At 68.1% G+C, this 17,601-nt stretch carries 16 protein-coding genes; 11 read left to right on the forward strand and 5 right to left on the reverse strand.

Annotated elements, in window-relative coordinates; genetic code table 11:
• Positions 1 to 31 precede the first annotated feature (31 nt).
• Positions 32 to 1,174, reverse strand: coding sequence for a murein transglycosylase A (mltA, locus tag CTP10_RS14830; protein WP_116320174.1), 1,143 nt, complete (start codon positions 1,172 to 1,174; stop codon positions 32 to 34).
• Between the two features lie 118 nt (positions 1,175 to 1,292).
• On the opposite strand from mltA, the gene CTP10_RS14835 reads away from it, so the two are divergent.
• On the forward strand, positions 1,293 to 1,514 hold the full coding sequence (locus tag CTP10_RS14835) for a hypothetical protein (RefSeq protein WP_116320176.1): 222 nt from the start codon (positions 1,293 to 1,295) through the stop codon (positions 1,512 to 1,514).
• 31 nt (positions 1,515 to 1,545) lie between these two features.
• Here CTP10_RS14835 and apaG read toward each other — a convergent pair whose 3' ends face one another.
• Positions 1,546 to 1,920, reverse strand: a complete 375-nt coding sequence (apaG, locus tag CTP10_RS14840) for a Co2+/Mg2+ efflux protein ApaG (protein WP_012353991.1) — start codon at positions 1,918 to 1,920, stop codon at positions 1,546 to 1,548.
• A gap of 259 nt (positions 1,921 to 2,179) precedes the next feature.
• Here apaG and rpe point away from each other — a divergent pair, with 259 nt between their 5' ends.
• The 8 genes from rpe (at position 2,180) to CTP10_RS14880 (ending at position 9,693) form a co-directional block, all read left to right on the forward strand.
• Positions 2,180 to 2,881 carry a ribulose-phosphate 3-epimerase gene (rpe, locus tag CTP10_RS14845; protein WP_116320179.1) on the forward strand — a complete coding sequence of 234 codons (702 nt, stop codon included), beginning with the start codon at positions 2,180 to 2,182 and terminating at the stop codon, positions 2,879 to 2,881.
• On the forward strand, positions 2,878 to 3,621 hold the full coding sequence (gene gph / locus CTP10_RS14850; RefSeq protein ID WP_116320181.1) for a phosphoglycolate phosphatase: 744 nt from the start codon (positions 2,878 to 2,880) through the stop codon (positions 3,619 to 3,621). Before rpe ends, gph begins: the two co-directional genes overlap by 4 nt.
• Positions 3,622 to 4,098: 477 nt before the next feature.
• Positions 4,099 to 5,616 (forward strand): anthranilate synthase component I, encoded by a 1,518-nt coding sequence (gene trpE, locus CTP10_RS14855; protein ID WP_116320358.1) that lies wholly within the window; start codon positions 4,099 to 4,101, stop codon positions 5,614 to 5,616.
• A 20-nt stretch (positions 5,617 to 5,636) separates the two neighbouring features.
• A complete protein-coding gene (locus tag CTP10_RS14860) occupies positions 5,637 to 6,206 on the forward strand; it encodes an aminodeoxychorismate/anthranilate synthase component II (RefSeq protein WP_116320183.1) in 570 nt (189 codons plus the stop codon).
• 74 nt (positions 6,207 to 6,280) lie between these two features.
• On the forward strand, positions 6,281 to 7,306 hold the full coding sequence (trpD, locus tag CTP10_RS14865) for an anthranilate phosphoribosyltransferase (protein WP_116320359.1): 1,026 nt from the start codon (positions 6,281 to 6,283) through the stop codon (positions 7,304 to 7,306).
• A gap of 11 nt (positions 7,307 to 7,317) precedes the next feature.
• On the forward strand, positions 7,318 to 8,121 hold the full coding sequence (trpC, locus tag CTP10_RS14870) for an indole-3-glycerol phosphate synthase TrpC (RefSeq protein WP_116320184.1): 804 nt from the start codon (positions 7,318 to 7,320) through the stop codon (positions 8,119 to 8,121).
• Between the two features lie 125 nt (positions 8,122 to 8,246).
• Positions 8,247 to 8,876 carry a CYTH domain-containing protein gene (locus tag CTP10_RS14875; RefSeq protein WP_116320186.1) on the forward strand — a complete coding sequence of 210 codons (630 nt, stop codon included), beginning with the start codon at positions 8,247 to 8,249 and terminating at the stop codon, positions 8,874 to 8,876.
• Positions 8,877 to 8,907: 31 nt separating this feature from the next.
• Positions 8,908 to 9,693, forward strand: a complete 786-nt coding sequence (locus CTP10_RS14880; RefSeq protein WP_116320187.1) for a uracil-DNA glycosylase — start codon at positions 8,908 to 8,910, stop codon at positions 9,691 to 9,693.
• Between the two features lie 4 nt (positions 9,694 to 9,697).
• Here the strand turns inward: CTP10_RS14880 and CTP10_RS14885 are convergent, their stop codons facing one another.
• The gene (locus CTP10_RS14885) at positions 9,698 to 9,976 is read right to left on the reverse strand and encodes an acylphosphatase (RefSeq protein WP_116320189.1); all 279 of its coding nucleotides are present in this window, start codon (positions 9,974 to 9,976) and stop codon (positions 9,698 to 9,700) included.
• A 218-nt stretch (positions 9,977 to 10,194) separates the two neighbouring features.
• Between CTP10_RS14885 and CTP10_RS14890 the strand changes: the two genes are divergently transcribed.
• Both CTP10_RS14890 and CTP10_RS14895 read left to right on the forward strand, forming a co-directional pair.
• Complete coding sequence (locus tag CTP10_RS14890; RefSeq protein WP_199414604.1) at positions 10,195 to 11,949, forward strand: ABC transporter permease; 1,755 nt, start codon at positions 10,195 to 10,197, stop codon at positions 11,947 to 11,949.
• 7 nt (positions 11,950 to 11,956) lie between these two features.
• Positions 11,957 to 13,297, forward strand: coding sequence for an ABC transporter ATP-binding protein (locus CTP10_RS14895; RefSeq protein WP_116320190.1), 1,341 nt, complete (start codon positions 11,957 to 11,959; stop codon positions 13,295 to 13,297).
• A gap of 7 nt (positions 13,298 to 13,304) precedes the next feature.
• Here the strand turns inward: CTP10_RS14895 and CTP10_RS14900 are convergent, their stop codons facing one another.
• Both CTP10_RS14900 and CTP10_RS14905 read right to left on the reverse strand, forming a co-directional pair.
• Entirely contained in the window at positions 13,305 to 15,689 is a 2,385-nt protein-coding gene (locus tag CTP10_RS14900) for an FUSC family protein (RefSeq protein WP_116320192.1), read from the reverse strand.
• A gap of 63 nt (positions 15,690 to 15,752) precedes the next feature.
• Positions 15,753 to 17,567, reverse strand: a complete 1,815-nt coding sequence (locus CTP10_RS14905; RefSeq protein ID WP_116320194.1) for a M61 family metallopeptidase — start codon at positions 17,565 to 17,567, stop codon at positions 15,753 to 15,755.
• Between the last annotated feature and the right edge of the window lie 34 nt (positions 17,568 to 17,601).

Raw genomic sequence — 17,601 nt, forward strand, 5'->3', positions numbered from 1 at the left:
TCCCTTTTGTTTGCCTGGGCGGCCAGTGACCTCAGCTGCGCGGCATCAGCACCCACATCCTGCCGCCCTGCTTCATCCGCCCCGCGGTCTCGCCCGCCGCATCGCCAGCGCCCCAGAAGAAGTCGGCGCGCACGCCGCCCTTGATGGCGCTGCCCGTGTCCTGCGCGAACATCAGCCGCTGGATCGGCTCGGTCGACAGCGGGCGCGTGGTCGACAGGAACACCGGCACCCCCAGCGGAATGGTGGCGGGATCGACCGCGATCGAGCGCTCGGCCGTCAGCGGCACGCCCAGCGCGCCCACCGGGCCGTCGTTGTTCGGCGGTAGTTCGCGGAAGAACACAAAGCGCGGGTTGACGTTCAGCATCTCGTCGACACGCCCGGGGTTGGCCCGCGCCCACGCCTTGATGCCTTGCATGGTGGCCTGCGCCGGCGTGATCTCGCCGCGGTCCAGCAGCCATTTGCCGAACGAGCGGAACGGCTGGTCGTTGGTGCCGCCGAAGCCGACCCGCATCAGGCTCCCGTCAGGCAGCCGGACCCGGCCCGAGCCCTGGATCTGCAGGAAGGCCGCCTCGACCGCGTCATCCACCCACACCAGCTCGTTGCCGCGCATGGCGGGGTTCTGCAGCAGTTCGGCGCGGGCCGGCATCGGGCGGTTGCCGAATTGCGCCGGCTTGCGGTACAGCGGCACCTGGAAGCGCCCCTGGCGCGTGCGCGAGCCGTGCAGGATGGGCTCGTAGTAGCCGGTGATCAGGCCGCTGTCGGTGCCGTCACCGTTAACCACCCGGAAGGGCTGGAAGTTGGTTTCGAAATAGGTGCGCATGGCGTTGAGGTCGCCCGCGTCGACCATCATGCCGGCGGCGCAGGCGCGGCTCCATTCGGCGCGCTTCTTCAGCGCCTGGCAGCTGGCCTGCAGCGCGGGCCAGGCGGCGCGCACGTCGTCCTGGCTCCAGCCGCCGATCTCGTTCCAGCTGGCGGCCTGCAGCTGGCCCTTCTGGGTCGACGAAGTGGGCGGCGTGGTGCCGGACGGGCCGGTCTCGATGCGCGGCGGGGGGCCGCTCATGCAGCCTGCCAGCAGCACGCCGGCGCCGGCCAGCGCCATCCAGGCGCGGGCACGGGCGCCGACGCGCGAGGTGAAACCAGGGAGAGAAATCGAAAGGGAATCCGCGTATGCCATCTTGCTTGTTGTTCAGTGTCCCGCGACCGGTGCCGGCCCGGCAGGGATCGCACCGGGCACTTGCTGCAGTTGCCCTACAATCCCACCGTCATCTGTCATTGCCACTGCCGCATCCGCCATGAGCAAGTTCTTCGAAGCCCATCCCATGCTGCTGTTCGCCCTGGAGGCCGGCGTGGCGCTGTTCCTGCTGATCTTTATCGTGGTCTGGACCATGGGCACAGCCAGAAAGAACCCACGCCCGACCCGCGCGCCCGACGACCACCCTTCGCGCCAGCCGGAGCCGTCGACGCAAGGCCAGCAAACGCCGTCGCAGGAACAGGACAGCGCGAAGCGCCCGTAGGTTCCCGGCTTCCCGGGCTGGACGCGCGCGCTCAGTGCAGCATGCGCGGCAGCACCAGCGCAAATTCGGGGATCGGCACCTCGAAGCGGTGACCGTCCTCGGCCACGCAGAAATATTCGCCCTTCATCGACCCGACCGGCGTCGAGATGGTGGCCCAGCTGGTGTACTCGAAATGCTCGCCCGGCTTCAGCAGCGGCTGGTGGCCCACCACGCCCAGGCCGGCGACTTCCTGCGTGCCGTTGTCGCTGTCGGTGATGATCCAGTGGCGCGAGATCAGCTGCGCCGCCACCTCGCCGGTGTTGTGGATGGTGATGGTGTAGGCGAAGGCATGGCGCCCGCGCTCGGGGTCGGACTGGTCCGGCAGGTACTGGGTGCGCACCGACACGGAGAAGGCGTACTCGCTCATCTTGGGCAGGGCCGGCGGCGGGAGCGGCCGGCAGGGAAATGGGTAGCCGCATTGTGCGGGATGGGCGCGGGACGGGCAAGAGCGCAGGCCGGGCGCCGGCCCGACGCGATCCCGTCCGGGCGGGCGTAGAATAGCGGTCTTTCAACGCCGTGCCGCCCGCCGTGCGCCCCGGCCGCCCCTAGCGGCGCCCCCGGCTCCGGCCCGCCGCAGCGGCGATAACAGCATTCCCTGCCTTCACCGCGCGCCATCCGCAGCTACCATGACCCAGCCCACCTTCCGCATCGCCCCGTCCATCCTGTCCGCCGACTTCGCCCGCCTGGGCGAGGAAGTCCGCCGCGTGACCGAGGCCGGCGCCGACTGGATCCACTTCGACGTGATGGACAACCATTACGTGCCCAACCTGACCGTGGGCCCGCTGGTGTGCGAGGCGATCCGTCCCCATGTGACCGCCCCCATCGACGTGCACCTGATGGTGCGCCCGGTGGACCGGATCATCCCGGACTTTGCCAAGGCCGGCGCCAATATCATCACCTTCCACCCGGAAGCCAGCGAACACGTCGACCGCTCGCTCGCGCTGATCCGCGATCACGGCTGCCAGGCCGGCCTGGTGTTCAACCCGGCCACGCCGCTGCACCACCTGGATCACGTGATGGACCGCCTGGACGTGATCCTGCTGATGTCGGTCAACCCGGGCTTCGGCGGCCAGTCGTTCATCCCCGAGACGCTGAACAAGCTGCGCGCCGTGCGCCAGCGCATCGACGAATACACGGCCCGCACCGGCCGCACCATCCTGCTGGAAGTGGACGGCGGCGTGAAGGTCGACAATATCGCCGAGATCGCCGCGGCCGGTGCCGACACTTTCGTGGCCGGTTCCGCCGTGTTCGGCAAGCCGGATGCGGACGGCGGCTACCGCGGCATCATCTCGGCACTGCGCGGCGAACTGGCCAAGGCCGGGCAATGACCGAAGGCCTGGCACTGCGCCGCACCGACTGGAGCGGCATCGAAGGGGTGATCGTCGACCTCGACGGCACCATGGTCGATACGGCGGGCGACTTCCACGCCTCGATCAACGCCATGCTGCTGTCGCTGGGCCGCCAGCACCCCAACCTGGGACCGGTGGCGCCGATGTCCGGGCAGGAGATCGTCAGCTACGTCGGCAAGGGCTCGGAAAACCTGATCCGGCGCGTGCTGGACGCGCGCTTCTCGCCGCTGCACGCCAACAGCCTCTTTGCCGATGCCTACGCGCTGTATGACCGCGAGTACATCCGCATCAACGGGCAGTTCTCGCAGGTCTATCCCGGCGTGCGCGAAGGCCTGGCGGCGATGAAGGCGGCCGGGCTGCGGCTGGCCTGCGTGACCAACAAGCCCCACAGCTTCACCGAGCCGCTGCTGGCCAAGACCGGGCTGGCGCCGTATTTCGAGCTGGTCTACGGCGGCGACGCGTTCCAGCTGCGCAAGCCCGACCCGTTCCCGCTGCTCAAGGTGGCGGAGGTGTTCAGGCTGGATCCGTCGGCAATGGCGGCCCTTGGCGACTCGGAAAACGACGCCCAGGCAGCCCGCGCGGCGGGCATGGGCGTGCTGCTGGTGCCCTATGGCTACAACCATGGCAATCCTGTACAAGCCGTCGAAGCCGATGGTATAGTCGACACCATTGCCCACGCCGCAGCGCTGTTTGCGGCACACCGGGCAGGTCATCGCTGAGATCGGTCCAATACGGTCGATCTCAATACGGTCGATCTCAAGATCGATCGCGACTGAAATCCCTGAACATTCAATGTTTCTCAACCGCAAACGCATCTCTTCTGGCAGTGATCGGCAGGCTTGGCCCTGGCGTCGCTGGCGCGCCTCCCAACAGGCGTAAAGTGCGTTCGCGAGTCTGCTGACGCGCCCTCTACCCGAGGGCGTCGTTACAACCGGCTGAGGGTTCAACCCCGTGCCGGGCATCCCACCCAAACCCGCCAAAAGCCAGCGCAGCGGAAATTCTCTGCTACGTTTAGCTCAAGAACGCGCCGCACGCCCTTCCCCGGCCGTGTGCAGTCTTGTCCGCAACTTGCCTGCACCACGGCCCGCCAAACGGGGCGGGTATCCATTCGCTCCAGCCTGATTGCCGAAATGCGGCGCCGCGCCCAACCTCACCCGCGCAGCGACGCCGCACAAAAGGACCGCAAGAGGACCGACATGACCGAACTGGAATTCAAATCGCTGGCCGACCAGGGCTACAACCGCATCCCGCTGATCGCCGAGGCCTTTGCCGACCTGGAAACGCCGCTGTCGCTGTACCTGAAGCTGGCCCAGTCGCAGACGCGCGGCGTCAACACCTTCCTGCTGGAATCGGTGGTCGGCGGCGAGCGCTTCGGGCGCTTTTCCTTCATCGGCCTGCATGCCCGCACGCTGCTGCGCGCCTTTGGCGAGCGCACCGAGGTGGTGACCGACGGCAAGGTGGTGGAAACGCATGAAGGCAATCCGCTCGACTTCATCGCCGAGTTCGAAAGCCGCTTCAAGGTGGCGCTGCGCCCGGGCCTGCCCCGCTTCTGCGGCGGCCTGGCCGGCTACTTCGGCTATGACGCGGTGCGCTATATCGAGAAGAAGCTCGCGGGCACGCAGAAGCCCGACGACCTGAACCTGCCCGATATCCAGTTGCTGCTATGCGAAGAGCTGGCGGTAATCGACAACCTGTCGGGCAAGCTCTACCTGATCGTCTACGCCGACTCGACCACGCCCGAAGCGTATTCCCGTGCCCGCCAGCGCCTGCGCGAGTTGCGCATGAAGCTGCGCCAGCCGGTCGACGTACCGGTGACCAGCCCGTCGGTGCAGACCGAGGTCTACCGCGAATTCGCCAAGGCGGACTACCTGAACGCCGTGCACAAGGCCAAGGAATACATCATGGCCGGCGACATGATGCAGGTGCAGGTCGGCCAGCGGCTGATGAAGCCCTACCGCGACTCGCCGCTGTCGCTGTACCGCGCGCTGCGTTCGCTGAACCCGTCGCCGTACATGTATTTCTATAACTTCGGCGATTTCCAGGTGGTGGGCGCCTCGCCGGAAATCCTGGTGCGCCAGGAAGAACGCAAGGTCGGCACCAATGGCGACACCCGCAGCGAACACATCGTCACCATCCGCCCGCTGGCCGGCACCCGCCCGCGCGGCAATACACCGGAGAAGGACGCCCAGCTCGCCACCGAGCTGCTGAACGATCCCAAGGAGATCGCCGAGCACGTGATGCTGATCGACCTGGCGCGCAACGATATCGGCCGCATCGCCGAGACCGGCTCGGTCAAGGTCACCGACAAGATGGTGATCGAGAAGTACTCGCACGTGCAGCACATCGTTAGCTCGGTCGAAGGCACCCTGCGTGAAGGCATGAGCAACCTGGACGTGCTGCGCGCGACCTTCCCGGCCGGCACGCTGTCGGGCGCGCCCAAGGTCCATGCGATGGAGATCATCGACGAACTGGAGCCGCGCAAGCGCGGCATCTACGGCGGCGCGGTGGGCTACCTGTCGTTCGGCGGCGAGATGGACCTCGCCATTGCCATCCGCACCGGCATCATCAAGGACGGCAACCTCTACGTGCAGGCCGCCGCCGGCATCGTTGCAGATTCGGATCCCGAAGCCGAATGGAGGGAAACCGAAGCCAAGGCGCGCGCCGTGATCCGCGCCGCCGAGCAGGTCCAGGATGGCCTGGACTCCGACATCTGAGAGAACAGGAGACAGACGCCATGCTGCTGATGATCGACAACTACGATTCGTTTACCTACAACCTGGTCCAATACTTTGGCGAACTGGGCGTGGACGTGCGCACCTACCGCAACGACGAGATCACCATTGAAGAGATCGAGTCGATGAAGCCCGACCATATCTGTGTCTCGCCCGGCCCGTGCAGCCCGAAGGAAGCCGGCATCTCGGTGGCGGCGCTGCAGCACTTTGCCGGCAAGGTGCCGATGCTGGGCGTGTGCCTGGGCCACCAGGCCATCGGCGAAGCCTTTGGCGGCAAGGTGATCCGCGCCAAGCAGGTCATGCACGGCAAGGTCAGCACCATCGAAACCACGCAGCAAGGCGTGTTCAGCGGGCTGCCCAAGCACTTCGACGTGACGCGCTATCATTCCCTCGCGATCGAGCGCGAGACCCTGCCCGATTGCCTGGAGATCACCGCCTGGACCCCGGACGGCGAAATCATGGGCGTGCGCCACAAGACGCTCGCCATCGAAGGCGTGCAGTTCCACCCCGAGTCGATCCTGTCCGAGCATGGCCATGCGATGCTGGCCAACTTCGTCAAGGCGCCGCGATGAGACTGCTAGATTCCGCGCCTGCCACCAGTCACCACGACCCGCACCACGCCATCCAGACCGTCAACGAGAACGCCATGATCACGCCGCAAGAAGCCCTGACGCGCTGCATCGAGCACCGCGAAATCTTCCATGACGAGATGCTGCACCTGATGCGGCAGATCATGCAGGGGCAGATCTCGCCGGTGATGGCCGCCGCGATCCTGACCGGCCTGCGCGTCAAGAAGGAAACCATCGGCGAGATCTCGGCCGCCGCGCAGGTGATGCGCGAGTTCGCCAACAAGGTCGTGGTGAAGGACCGCGAGAACTTCGTCGACATCGTCGGCACCGGCGGCGACGGCTCGCATACCTTCAATATCTCGACCGCTTCGATGTTCGTCGCGGCGGCGGCCGGCGCAAAGATCGCCAAGCACGGCAACCGTGGCGTCAGCTCCAAGTCGGGTAGCGCCGACGTGCTGGAAGCGCTGGGCGTCAACATCATGCTGACGCCCGGGCAGGTCGGCCAGTGCATCGAGCAGACCGGCATCGGCTTCATGTTTGCGCCCACGCACCACCCGGCGATGAAGAATGTCGCGCCGATCCGCAAGGAAATGGGCGTGCGCACCATCTTCAATATCCTGGGCCCGCTGACCAACCCGGCCGATGCGCCCAATATCCTGATGGGCGTGTTCCACCCTGACCTGGTGGGCATCCAGGTGCGCGTGATGCAGCGCCTGGGCGCCAAACACGCCATCGTCGTCTACGGCAAGGACGGCATGGACGAGGTCTCGCTGGGTGCCGCCACGCTGGTCGGCGAACTGAAGGACGGCGAGGTGCGCGAGTACGAGATCCACCCCGAGGACTTCGGCCTGTCGATGATCTCCAACCGCGGCCTGAAGGTGGCCGATGCGGGGGAATCGAAGGAGATGTTGCTCGAAGCACTGTCCAACGTGCCTGGCACGCCGCGCGAGATCGTGTCCCTGAACGCCGGCACCGCGCTGTACGCCGCCAATGTGGCCGATTCGGTCGAGGACGGCATCCGCCGCGCGCGCGAGGCCATCGCCAGCGGCGCGGCGCGCGAGAAGCTCGACCAGTTCGTCCACGCCACGCAGCAGTTCAAATAAGAGGCGCTGATATGTCCGATATCCTGGAAAAAATCCTGGCCGTGAAGGCCGACGAAGTGGCCGCCGCGCGCAAGAAGCGCGACCTGCCCAGCCTGCGCGCCGAGGCCGAGAGCCTGCGCAACGAAGCGGGTCTGGCGCCGCGCGGTTTCGAGCGCGCGCTGCGCGACAAGATCGCGGCCGGCCATGCCGGTGTGATCGCGGAGGTGAAGAAGGCTTCGCCGTCGAAGGGCGTGCTGCGCGAGAACTTCGTGCCCGAAGCCATCGCCGAGAGCTACGCCACGCACGGCGCGGCGTGCCTGTCGGTGCTGACTGACGTGAACTTCTTCCAGGGCCATGCCGATTACCTGAAACGCGCCCGCGGCGCCTGCCCGCTGCCTGCGCTGCGCAAGGACTTCATGGTCGACCTGTACCAGGTCTACGAGGCCCGCACCTGGGGCGCCGACTGCATCCTGCTGATCGTCGCCGCGCTGGATCCGGGCCTGATGGCCGAGCTGGAAGCCTGCGCGCTGGAACTCGGCATGGACGTGCTGGTGGAAGTCCATGGCGACGACGAGCTGGATGCCGCGCTGCGGCTGAAGACGCCGCTGCTGGGCGTGAACAACCGCAACCTGCGCACGTTCGAGGTGTCGCTGGACAACACGCTGGACCTGCTGCCGCATATGCAGGATGGCAAGCTGGTGGTGACCGAATCGGGCATCCTCGGGCCGGCCGACGTGAAGCGCATGCGCGATGCCAATGTGCATGCGTTCCTGGTGGGCGAGGCGTTCATGCGCGCACCGGATCCGGGCGTGGAGCTGGCGCGGTTGTTTGCCTGAGGGCCATTTTCCGGCGGTGCATTTAGCGCCGCCGCAGGTTTGCTCCCCTCTCCCGCGTGCGGGAGAGGGGACCGGCTGGTGGTGATTGAACAGACATCGCGCCAGCCACTCCAAACATTCCCCCCATGCCCCAGGAAATCGAACTCAAGCTCGCCGTCCCCGACGACGCCCTCGCCCCACTGGCCGCATGGCTCGACGCCAACGGCCAGCCACAGGGTGAAGCCACCCTGCTCAACGTCTACCTCGACACACCGGCGCGCGACCTGGCCCAGGCCCGCGCCGCGCTGCGACTGCGCCGCAAGGGCGCGCAATGGCTGCAGACGCTGAAGACCGCCGGCAGCAGCCAGGGCGGACTGGCCACGCGCCATGAATGGGAAACCGGGATCGCCGGCGAGGCCATCGAGCTGCAGACCTTTCCCGCTGAAGCGCAAACCGTGCTCGCGCCACTGGCCGGCAAGCTGGCACCGGTGTTCCGCACCGACTTCGTCCGCCGCACCTGGATAGTCACGCAGGACGACGCGCGTATCGAAGCGGCGCTGGACACCGGCACCATCACCGCCCCGGCCAGCGCCGTGCAGGAACGCATCCAGGAACTCGAACTGGAATGGCTCGACGGCGACGCCGCGCACGCGACCGATGCCCTGCGCGCCTTCGCCGCTCGGCTTGCCGCCGTGGCCGCGCTGCTCCCTTCCGACCTCAGCAAAGCCGCGCGCGGCTACCGCCTGGCCGGAATCGCCGAAGGCAAGGCGTCATAATCGCGGCTTTGCCGCCAAGCATTCCTCACGCATGCAAGCTGATCTCTTCGCCGCCGAAGCGCCCCGCGCGTCCGGCGAGCCATCCCCCGCTGCCGGCCTGCAGGCCCAGGCCGATGCCCTCCCCGCCGCCTGGCGAGCGCTGCTGGCGCCCTGCACCACCGTGCCGGCCTGGCAGGAGCTGGCTGCCTTTGTCGACGGCGAACGCGCCGCCGGCAAGCCGGTGTTCCCGCACCACGTCTTCCATGCGCTGCACCTGACTCCGCCCGACGCGGTCAAGGTGGTGATCCTGGGCCAGGACCCGTATCACGGCACCGGCACGGTCGGCGGCATGGAGTTGCCGCAGGCGCATGGGCTGGCTTTCTCGGTGCCGGAAGGCATCAAGGTGCCGCCGAGCCTGCGCAACATCTTCAAGGAAATCGCCGCCGAGTTCGGCACGGATGGCACCTCTTCGCCCACCCCGCCGCGCACCTCGGGCAACCTGGAAGGCTGGGCGCGCCAGGGCGTGCTGCTGCTCAACACCGTGCTGACGGTCGAGCAGGGCCAGGCCGCAAGCCACGCGCGCCGCGGCTGGGAAGCGGTCACCGACTGCCTGATCCACGCGCTGGCGGCGAGCCGCCCGAACCTGGTGTTCATGCTGTGGGGCAGCCACGCCCAGGCCAAGAAGCCGCTGCTGGGCGACGGCCACCGCGTGCTGGAAGCGCCGCATCCCTCGCCGCTGTCGGCGCATCGCGGCTTCCTGGGCTGCGGCCACTTTCGCGAGGCCAACCACTGGCTGGAAGCGCACGGCCGCACCCCGGTCGACTGGACCGCCGCCTGATCCACTAGACCGTCGGCCGGAACTCGAAGCCGGCAAACTCCCCTTCCCCGGGCCCGACGTCGACAAACGTCACTTGCGCCGCCGGCGGGCCCGTTTCCATCCACGCCTGCAGCGCTTCCAGCTGCTTGACCGTGCCGTGCGCCATCACCTCGACGGTGCCGTCGACCCGGTTGCGCACCCAGCCGCCCAGCCCGAGTTCGTCCGCCGCGTCGGCGCAGGCGGCGCGATAGCCCACGCCCTGCACGCGCCCATGCGCGACCAGGCGCCAGGTTGCTTTCTTCATGGCCGTTTCCCCGTGAGCGCACGCGAGGGGTGCGCGATGTGTCATCGACACCAAGTAAACTAGACCGCCATGCCGGGCGTTACAAAGGGATGCGCGCCGCCCGGCGTGATCAGCGTGAAGCCGGCGGCATGCGGGCATTGCCGTTGTCCGCCGGGGCCGCGAACCAGGGGCAGGCCACAAGCCTGTGCCTCCAAGCTCGATACAGCCCGAGAAGCGCCATGATGCCACCCGCCAACCGCCGCGCGGACCCGCCCGCGCCTGGCTTCGACAGCCAGCTGCTGCGCGCGCCGCCCAACCGCTTCGACCTGGCACTGCTGCCGATCATCCTGGCCGTGATCGTGATGGTCGCGTTCGCCGCGCAGCAGATGAATGCCCCGTTCCACCCCGACCGGCAACTGGCGGTGCACCTGGACGTGGCCTACCTGCCGTACTACCTGATGCGCACCAGCATCCGCATGCTGGCGGCGCTGGCGGCGTCGCTGCTGTTCTCGCTGGCGTTCGCCGCGCTGGCGTCGAAGAGCCGCACCGCCGAGAAGGTACTGGTGCCGGCGCTGGATATCCTGCAGTCGATCCCGGTGCTGGGCTTCCTGTCGATCACGGTGACGGGCTTTATCGCACTGTTCCCCGGCAATATCGCCGGCGTGGAATGCGCGGCGATCTTCGCCATCTTCACCTCGCAGGCGTGGAACATGGCGTTCAGCCTGTACCAGTCGTTCCGCACCATCCCGGGCGACCTGCTGGAGGCCGCTGCCATGTTCCGGCTCTCGCCATGGCAGCGTTTCTGGCGGCTGGAAGTGCCGTTCGCGATGCCGGGCCTGCTGTGGAACATGATGATGTCGATGTCGGGCGGCTGGTTCTTCGTGGTCGCGGCCGAGGCGATCTCGGTGTCGGGCCACGATATCCGCCTGCCCGGTATCGGCTCCTATATCGCGCTGGCGATCCAGCAGCAGGACCTGGCCGCGATCGGCTGGGCGATCCTGGCCATGCTGGTCGGCATCCTGCTGTACGACCAGCTGCTGTTCCGCCCGCTGGTAGCCTGGGCCGACCGCTTCCGCTTCGAAACGCTGGCGCAGGACAAGCTGCCGCAGTCATGGCTGCTGGACCTGCTGCGGCGCTCGGCGTGGGTCGGCGCACTGCTGGCGCAGGCCGCGGCGCTGGCCTCGCGCACGCTGGCGTGGGGCGCGCGCGGGCGCTCACATGCCCCCGCACAGCCTGCCGATCCGCGCCGCGCGCAGTGGTGGGGACGCGCGCGTGACGCGCTGATCGTGCTGGTGGCGCTGGCGGCGCTGGTGCGCATCGGCTATTTCGTCCACAGCGAAGTCGGCTGGGCCGAAGTGGCGCACGTGCTGTGGCTGGGCACTATCACCATGGTGCGCGTGGTGGTGCTGATCGCGCTGGCGGCGCTGGTGTGGGTGCCGATCGGCATCCGCATCGGCCTGAACCCCGACCTCGCGCGAGTCGCGCAGCCGGTGGCGCAGTTCCTGGCCGCGTTTCCGGCCAACCTGATGTTCCCGCTGGCGGTGATGCTGATTGCGCGCTTCGGGCTGAACCCCGAGATCTGGCTGAGCCCGCTGCTGATCTTCGGCACGCAGTGGTACATCCTGTTCAACGTGGTGGCTGGCGCTTCAGGCATCCCCACCGAGCTGAAGCTGGCGGCACGCAACTTCGGGCTGCGCGGCTGGCTGTTGTGGAAGCGCTTCCTGATCCCGGCGGTATTCCCCAGCCTGCTGACCGGGCTGGTCACTGCCGCCGGCGGCTCGTGGAATGCCAGCATCGTGTCCGAGTACGTGACCTGGGGCGACCGCACCATCGTCGCCACCGGGCTCGGCAGCTATATCGCCGAGACCACCGCGCGCGGCGACTTCCCGCGCATCGCGCTGGGCATCGGCGTGATGGCGTTGTTCGTGGTCGGCTTCAACCGGCTGCTGTGGAACCGCCTGTACCAACTCGCGCAAGAGCGCACCCGCTTGTAAGGCAACGATGGCAGAGAACACCCAACCCACCACCGCGGCTGCCGTGATCGAGTTGCGCGGCGTCGGCAAGATCTTCCGCACCGCCAGCCAGAGCGACCGCGCCGTGCTCGAAGGCGTCGACCTGACGCTGCGCGAGGGCGAGATCGTCGCCATGCTGGGCAAGTCGGGCTCGGGCAAGTCGACGCTGCTGCGCATCATGGCCGGGCTGGTCGGCGCCGACCGGGGCGAGGTGCGCTTCCGCGGCGAACGCCTTGCAGGCACCGCCGAGGGCATCGCCATGGTGTTCCAGTCGTTCGCGCTGTTCCCGTGGCTGACGGTGCAGCAGAACGTCGAGCTGGGCCTGGAAGCGCAAGGCGTGCCCAGGGCCGAGCGTGAGCGCCGCGCCGAGGCCGCGATCGACATGATCGGGCTGGCCGGCTTCAACAGCGCGCTGCCGCGCGAGCTGTCGGGCGGCATGCGCCAACGCGTGGGCATTGCGCGCGCGCTCGTGACCGAGCCCGACCTGCTGCTGATGGACGAAGCCTTCTCCGCGCTGGACGTGCTGACCGGCGAGACACTGCGCGACGAGATGCTGGCGCTGTGGGAAAGCGGCCGCGCCAATATCCGCAGCATCCTGATCGTGTCGCACAACATCGAAGAGGCGGTGATGATGGCCGACCGCATCGTGATCCTGTCGAGCGATCCCGGCCGGATCCGCGCCGAGGTCCCGGTCACGCTGCCGCGCCCGCGCAACCGCGACAGCGTGCAGGTGCGCGCGCTGGTCGACGAGATCTACGCGCTGATGACCGCGCCCGCCGCCGAGGCGCGCCTGCCGGCGCAGGCACCCGCGCGCCAGATCGGCTACCGGCTGCCGGACGCCGATATCAGCCAGATGGAAGCCATCCTCGACCTGCTGTGCGAGGCGCCCTTCCACTGCCGCGCCGACCTGCCGCACCTGGCCGACGAAGCCGGCCTGACCGACGACGACCTGCTGCCCGCGTGCGAGGCATTGCAGCTGGTCCGGCTGGTGTCGATCGAGGCCGGCGATATCGCCGCCACCGAGGCAGGCCGCGCTTACTATGCGGCCGAACCGCAGCAGCGCAAGGCGATCTTTGGCCGGCAGTTGCTCGCCAACGTCGCGCTGGCCGCGCATATCCGGCGCGAGCTGGTGGCGAGCGAAGCGGGCGAGATCGGCGAGGAACAGGTGCTCAATGAGCTGGAGCAGTTCCTGAAGCCGGCCGAGGCCGAGCGCGTGCTGAGCGTGGCGATTGGGTGGGGGCGGTACGGGGAGATCTTTGAGTACAGTTATAACAGCGGGATGCTGACCTTACCTGAGGACGAGATGCCGGCAGAAGGCGCCGCCGGCTGAACCCGGTTCAGTCGCGCGCCCGCATCGCGCGGCCGATCGCCCCCGTACGCAGCGCGATCTTGGCCGCATCCTCGCGCAGCGCGCGCAGCCGGCGCTCCAGCACCGCGTTGGCGGGACGGCCCGTGGAACTGGAAGTCGGTCCGGCATGCTCGCTCGACTCACCCGCAGCGGCAGCCTGCACCAGCGTGTCGGTGCGGCGCTTGTCCGCCGAGTCCGCCAGGCGCGCGCGCCGCTCGGCCGCCGCATCCTCCGCGGCTTCGGTGGCATCGGTGGCATCGGTGGCATCGGTGGCATCGGTGGCATCGGCCAGCACCGGCCCTGCCGCTACCGCCAGCGGTGCCTGCGCTTCGGCCACGACCGGGGCGCGCTCGCGGCGGACAAAGCCCGCTCCGCGCCCGCCGCCCCGCTCATCGGCATGCAGCTGCTCGCTGGCGAGCTGGAGGCTGTTGCGAGCCGCTTCGGTTGCCTGCTCGATGGCCGCCTCGGCGGCGGGGATATCCAGCTCATCGTAGTGCTGCCGCACCTGGATCCGCGCCGCCGCCACGTGCGCTGCCACCAGGTAGTTCTGCACGATAAAGCGGTTCAGGTTGTCCACCGCGCGATGCCGGCTCTTGGGCTCGTCCAGCATGCGCTGGAACGACCCGATCAGCGCGGACAGGGCATCCATGAATTGCTTGCGCTGCACGCGGTAGGCAAAGTCGTCCTTGGCCCGGCGCAGCAGCAGGTCGCGCGTGGCGGCGATATAGCGGCGGTTGGCCTGCAGCACGTTCTCCACCAGCTTGGGGATGGCGCGGTATTCCCAGCTCGGCAGCACAAAGCTGAACAGCGAGGCGATGATGCCGCCGATCACCGTATCGACCAGCCGCTCGCCCGCCACCGTCGGGCTGCCCGGCATCAGCAGGTTGATCTGGATGAGCACCTGGATGCAGGCCGCAATCGCGGTGTAGCGGTACTTGATGGTCACGAACGCGGCGCTCGCCACCAGCGACAGGAACAGCACGCCCAGCAGCACCAGCGGTTCGTCTACCACTTTCAGGATTCCCACCGCCACCACGCAGCCGATCAGCGTGCCGATCACGCGGTCGTTGTAGCGCTGCTTGGTCATGCTGAAGTTGGGCTTCAGGATGACGATGATGGTCAGCAGGATCCAGTAGCTGTGCGACACATACGGCAGGTGGTTGGTGATCCACAGCCCCAGCGCCACCGCCATCGACATGCGCAGGGCAAAGCGGAACGCCGGCGAGCGCCAGTGCAGGTTGTCGCGCAGCACGCCAAACTCATACTTCTGGCGCGTCAGGAACGGCGTCATGTCGCTGCCCGGCAGCACCTTGGCCGGCTCCACCGGCGTGCGCGAAGCCTCATGCAGCTGGCCGATCAGCGTGATCGCGCCGCGGATCATGTCGAGCGTCTCGGCCAGCGCGGTCATTGCGGCCGGATTGATGTGGTGGTGGCGCAGCTGCGCGATCTCGGCCTCGACCGCGCGCAGGCCTTCGCGGTATTCCACCGTCGCGTAGGAGCCGCGCCCGCGCGTGACCTCGTAGGCGATCTCTTCCACGTCCTTGCACATCAGCACCACCAGCCCGCGCAGGTGGTCCAGCACCGGCGTGCCGCCGAAGGTCTGGCGCAGCAGCGGGTAGTCGGTGTTGGTGGACAGCACGTACTCGTACAGGTCGAGCATGCGCAGGTGCACCTGCACCAGCAGCCCGTCATGCGGCGTGCGGTTGCCGCGCAGCACCAGGTCGCGCGCCGCCTGCTGGCGCTCGGCCACCACGATCTGCTGGCGCACCAGCTGGTTGAACCGGGCTTCGTAGTCGTTGCCGGCATCGTAGAAGCCGGCCTTGATCTCGAGGTAGCCGGCCAGCTCGTACAGCGACTCGGCCAGCACCTGCTGCCTGGTGCGGCGCTCGGTCAGCCAGCTCACCAGCATCGCGTAGCCGAGATAGGCCACCGCGCCGGCACTGAACTGCGCCGCATGCACCATCGCGCGCTCGACCACGAAGTCCTCGTTGATCGTGAGCGTCATCACGAACAGCGCGGCGAACTGCAGCGGCAAGGTCTTGTTGCCATACACCGTCATCATGGCGGCGAGGAACGTCACCAGCACCAGCACGAACGGCATCACCCGCGGGAACGGCGTGGTCAGCGCCACCACCAGCGTCACCGCGCTGCACAGCAGCACGCTCGCCAGCATCTCGTTGAACTTGTGACTCAGCGGGCTGGGCAGGTCCATCAGGCTGGTGCACAGCGCGCCCATCGACACCACCATCGCGGTGGGCAGGTCGGAGAAATGCAGCGCGATCAGCGTCGCGCCGATCACCCCGGTGGCCGAGCGCAGCCCCCGGTACACGTAGTGCGAATACAGGAAGGTGCGGGGGTCGTGCGCGTATTGCATGCGGCGGAGCGGCCGGGGCTGTGGCCAGGCTGTGGCTTAGGTTATGGGGATGGCTGCGCTACGTCACTGGCCCAGCCAGCGCGAACGCGCCGCATGCCGCCCGTCCGCCAGCTTGACCTTGAACTGCGCCGCGGGCTCGCGCGCCAGCGTGACCGGCAGCACCTGCAGCTCGTCGCGGCGGAAGGCGTGCAGGTCGATGCGGTCGCCGGTGCGGTAGCGTCCCAGCAGCTTGTCGACCTGGCCGGGCGCCACGCGCAGGCCGTCGATGGCTACCAGCAGGTCGCCGGCCGACAGGCCCGCGGCCTGCGCCGCGCCGCCGTCCAGCACCTGCGTGACGCGTACCCAGCCGTCGTCGGTCTTGACCTTGATGCCCAGCGCCGCGGTGCGCGACGGCTTCTGCGCCTCGGCCTTGACGCCGAAGTCCCTGAACAGCGCCGCCAGCGGCAGTTCGCCCGTGCCCTCGGTCAGCGAGCGCAGCAGGCCGCCCAGCTTCAGGCCGGTCACTTCGTCGAACAGCGCATAGACCTCGGGCTCGGTCACGCCGCGCTGCATCGCCCCGGGCGCATAGAAGCCGCGCCCGTAGCGGCGCCACAGCGCGCGCATGACATCGTCGAGCGAGCGGCGTCCGCGCGACTTGGCGCGGATGGTCAGGTCCAGCGCCAGCGCCACCAGCGAGCCCTTGGTGTAGTAGCTGACGATGGCGTTGGGCGCGTTCTCGTCCTGGCGGTAGTACTTGGTCCAGGCGTCGAACGAGCTTTCGGCCACGCTCTGCTTGGTGCGGCCGTTGCCGCGCAGCACGCCGTTCCAGGTCTTGCCCAGCATCTCCACGTACTGCGCCTCGGTCACGCAGCCCGAGCGCACCAGCACCAGGTCGTCGTAGTAGCTGGTGAAGCCCTCGAACAGCCACAGCAGCGGCGTGTAGGTTTCCTCGGCCAGCCGGTATGGCACGAACGCGGCGGGCTTGATGCGCTTGACGTTCCAGGTGTGGAAATATTCGTGGCTGCACAGGCCCAGGAAGGTGCGGTAACCCTCGCTGGTGTCGCTGTCGCCGCGCGCCGGCAGGTCGTTGCGCCCGCACATCAGCGCGGTGCTGGCGCGGTGCTCGAGGCCGCCATAGCCGTCGGTGGTCACCATCGTCATGAAGACGTAGCGGCGGTTGCTGTCCAGGAACGGCGCCTCGGCGCCGCGGGGTTCGAACAGGCGGATCTGGGTTTCGCAGATGCGCTTGAGGTCGCGGCACACGCGCTCGATATCGAGGTTGGGCACGCGGCCAGTGAAGACCACGTCGTGCTGCGCGCCGCAGGCGCGGAAGCTGGCGAGCTGGAAATTGCCCATTTCCACCGGGTGGTCGACCAGCTCGTCGTAGTCGGAAACCTGGTAGCGGCCAAAGCCGTAGCGCTTCGCGCCGTCGCGGCCCGGCGCTTCCGGCATTGCGGTGGCAACGCGCCAGCCGCGGTAAGCCTCGCCTTCCGGGGCGTGGATATCGACGGTGCAAGGCCGCTCGGCCTGGCCTTCGACGCACAGGAACACCGAACTGCCGTTGAAGAAGCCATGGGTGGCGTCCAGGTGCGCGGCGCGCACCGACAGGTCCCAGGCATAGACTTCGTAGCTCAGTGTCAGCGGGCCATCCGACAGGCTCACCGGCGCGGCCTGCCAGCCCTGCTTGTCGAGTTTGGTCAGCGGGACTTCGCGGCCGCCGGCATCGGCGCGGATGCGCACGATATGGCGGGCGAAGTCGCGGATCATGTAGCTGCCCGGGATCCACGCGGGCAGCGTAAAGCGCTGCCCGGCGGGATCGGGCTCGCTCACCGTGACGGTGACGGCAAACAGGTGCGCCTCAGGCGCAAGCGGGGCGATGGCGTAGCGGATCGGCGTCATGGGCAGGATTGTAACGTCGGCGCCCGCTGGCAAC

Origin of the sequence: Cupriavidus sp. P-10, from assembly GCF_003402535.2 — a bacterium.
GTDB lineage: Bacteria > Pseudomonadota > Gammaproteobacteria > Burkholderiales > Burkholderiaceae > Cupriavidus.

Excerpts from the sequence above, each read along its gene's own strand:
- mltA (WP_116320174.1), bottom strand. The coding sequence starts at position 1,174 with ATGGCATACGCGGATTCCCTTTCGATTTCTCTCCCTGGTTTCACCTCG.
- CTP10_RS14835 (WP_116320176.1), top strand. The coding sequence starts at position 1,293 with ATGAGCAAGTTCTTCGAAGCCCATCCCATGCTGCTGTTCGCCCTGGAG.
- apaG (WP_012353991.1), bottom strand. The coding sequence starts at position 1,920 with ATGAGCGAGTACGCCTTCTCCGTGTCGGTGCGCACCCAGTACCTGCCG.
- rpe (WP_116320179.1), top strand. The coding sequence starts at position 2,180 with ATGACCCAGCCCACCTTCCGCATCGCCCCGTCCATCCTGTCCGCCGAC.
- gph (WP_116320181.1), top strand. The coding sequence starts at position 2,878 with ATGACCGAAGGCCTGGCACTGCGCCGCACCGACTGGAGCGGCATCGAA.
- trpE (WP_116320358.1), top strand. The coding sequence starts at position 4,099 with ATGACCGAACTGGAATTCAAATCGCTGGCCGACCAGGGCTACAACCGC.
- CTP10_RS14860 (WP_116320183.1), top strand. The coding sequence starts at position 5,637 with ATGCTGCTGATGATCGACAACTACGATTCGTTTACCTACAACCTGGTC.
- trpD (WP_116320359.1), top strand. The coding sequence starts at position 6,281 with ATGATCACGCCGCAAGAAGCCCTGACGCGCTGCATCGAGCACCGCGAA.
- trpC (WP_116320184.1), top strand. The coding sequence starts at position 7,318 with ATGTCCGATATCCTGGAAAAAATCCTGGCCGTGAAGGCCGACGAAGTG.
- CTP10_RS14875 (WP_116320186.1), top strand. The coding sequence starts at position 8,247 with ATGCCCCAGGAAATCGAACTCAAGCTCGCCGTCCCCGACGACGCCCTC.
- CTP10_RS14880 (WP_116320187.1), top strand. The coding sequence starts at position 8,908 with ATGCAAGCTGATCTCTTCGCCGCCGAAGCGCCCCGCGCGTCCGGCGAG.
- CTP10_RS14885 (WP_116320189.1), bottom strand. The coding sequence starts at position 9,976 with ATGAAGAAAGCAACCTGGCGCCTGGTCGCGCATGGGCGCGTGCAGGGC.
- CTP10_RS14890 (WP_199414604.1), top strand. The coding sequence starts at position 10,195 with ATGATGCCACCCGCCAACCGCCGCGCGGACCCGCCCGCGCCTGGCTTC.
- CTP10_RS14895 (WP_116320190.1), top strand. The coding sequence starts at position 11,957 with ATGGCAGAGAACACCCAACCCACCACCGCGGCTGCCGTGATCGAGTTG.
- CTP10_RS14900 (WP_116320192.1), bottom strand. The coding sequence starts at position 15,689 with ATGCAATACGCGCACGACCCCCGCACCTTCCTGTATTCGCACTACGTG.
- CTP10_RS14905 (WP_116320194.1), bottom strand. The coding sequence starts at position 17,567 with ATGACGCCGATCCGCTACGCCATCGCCCCGCTTGCGCCTGAGGCGCAC.